This window comes from Mycobacterium ostraviense (assembly GCF_002705925.1).
Taxonomy (GTDB): domain Bacteria; phylum Actinomycetota; class Actinomycetes; order Mycobacteriales; family Mycobacteriaceae; genus Mycobacterium; species Mycobacterium ostraviense.
In genome coordinates, this window is sequence record NZ_NKRE01000001.1 from 4,491,385 (window position 1) to 4,492,680 (window position 1,296).

At 66.5% G+C, this 1,296-nt stretch carries 1 protein-coding gene; it reads right to left on the reverse strand.

The window, feature by feature from the left end; all coding sequences use genetic code 11:
- A partial coding sequence (locus CDN38_RS21010; protein ID WP_142361364.1) for an FHA domain-containing protein occupies positions 1–1,288 on the reverse strand: 1,288 nt, incomplete at its 3' end.
- Positions 1,289–1,296 lie beyond the last annotated feature (8 nt).

Sequence of the window (1,296 nt, forward strand, 5' to 3'; positions counted from 1 at the left end):
GGCCCCCGGGGGCCAAGATCAGCAGCCGGTCGCACATGTTGAGGTGGGCGATGTTGTGGGTGACCACCACCACCGAGCGGCCGTCGTCGGCCAGCGAACGCAACGTCTGCATGACCGACTTCTCATAGCCGGGATCGAGCCCGGAGGTGGGTTCGTCTAAAAACAGCAGCGAGGGTTTGGTCAGCAGTTCTAGTGCGACGCTGGTGCGTTTGCGCTGCCCGCCCGACAGACTGTCGATGCGCTGATCGGCCTGGGTGGACAGGCCCAGTTCGGTCAGCACCTCCTGGATGCGCTGGTTGCGTTCGGCGGCCGACACGTCGTGGGGAAACCGTAGCCGCGCAGCGTAATTGAGCGCCCGCCGGACCGTCAGCGAGGTGTGCAAGATGTCGTCTTGGGGCACGAACCCGATCCGGTGGCGCAGTTCGGCGTAGTTGTCGTAGAGGTCGCGGTCGTCGTAGCGCACGCTGCCGCTGGTGGCCGGGCGGAACCCGGTCAGCGCCCCCAGCAGCGTGGATTTCCCGGCCCCGCTGGGCCCGACCACCGCCAACAGGCTGCGCTGGGGCAGGGCAAAACTGACGTCGGCCAACAACACCTTGGATTTCTTGGAGCCTTTCTTGGTGACCACCCGCAGGTTGGCGGCCTCATAGGAAATGTCGCCGGTGTCAACGTATTCCACCAGCCGATCCCCGGACAGATGCAACAGCTGATGACCGATGCCGACGATGTCGCTGGGCCCCAGCAGCGTCCGGCTGATCCGGGTGCCGTTGACGTAGGTGCCGTTGGCGCTGTTGTTGTCGACCAGCTCCCACTGACTGCCCGAACGGCGCAGCATCGCATGACGGCGCGAGACCAGCAGATCATTGAGCACCACATCGTTGTCGGGGGCTCGCCCGATCGTGACCACCAACTGATCAATGGCATGCACCGCCGTCGGCGCCCGGGCCACCGTCGTCTGCCCCACCACCGCCGCAGGCTGGCGCGCCGCCGCGGCGGGCGGCCCGCCCGGCGCCAACTGCACCAGCTGACCCGAGGACGCCGAACCCAACATCACCGACACCGGCCCCACAATGGCCACCCGCTCGACCCGCGCACCCTCGACAAACATCCCATTGCTGCTGTGATTGACCAACACCCAGCCCCCCGGACCCGGCTGCAACACCGCATGATCACGCGACACCCGCGGATTGTCCAACCGCACATCAGCCTCAGCCGAACGACCAATCGTCCACACCCGATTCGGTGTGGCATGCCAGACCCGCCCACCAGCACGCACCTCCAACCGGGGCACCTCCCTCA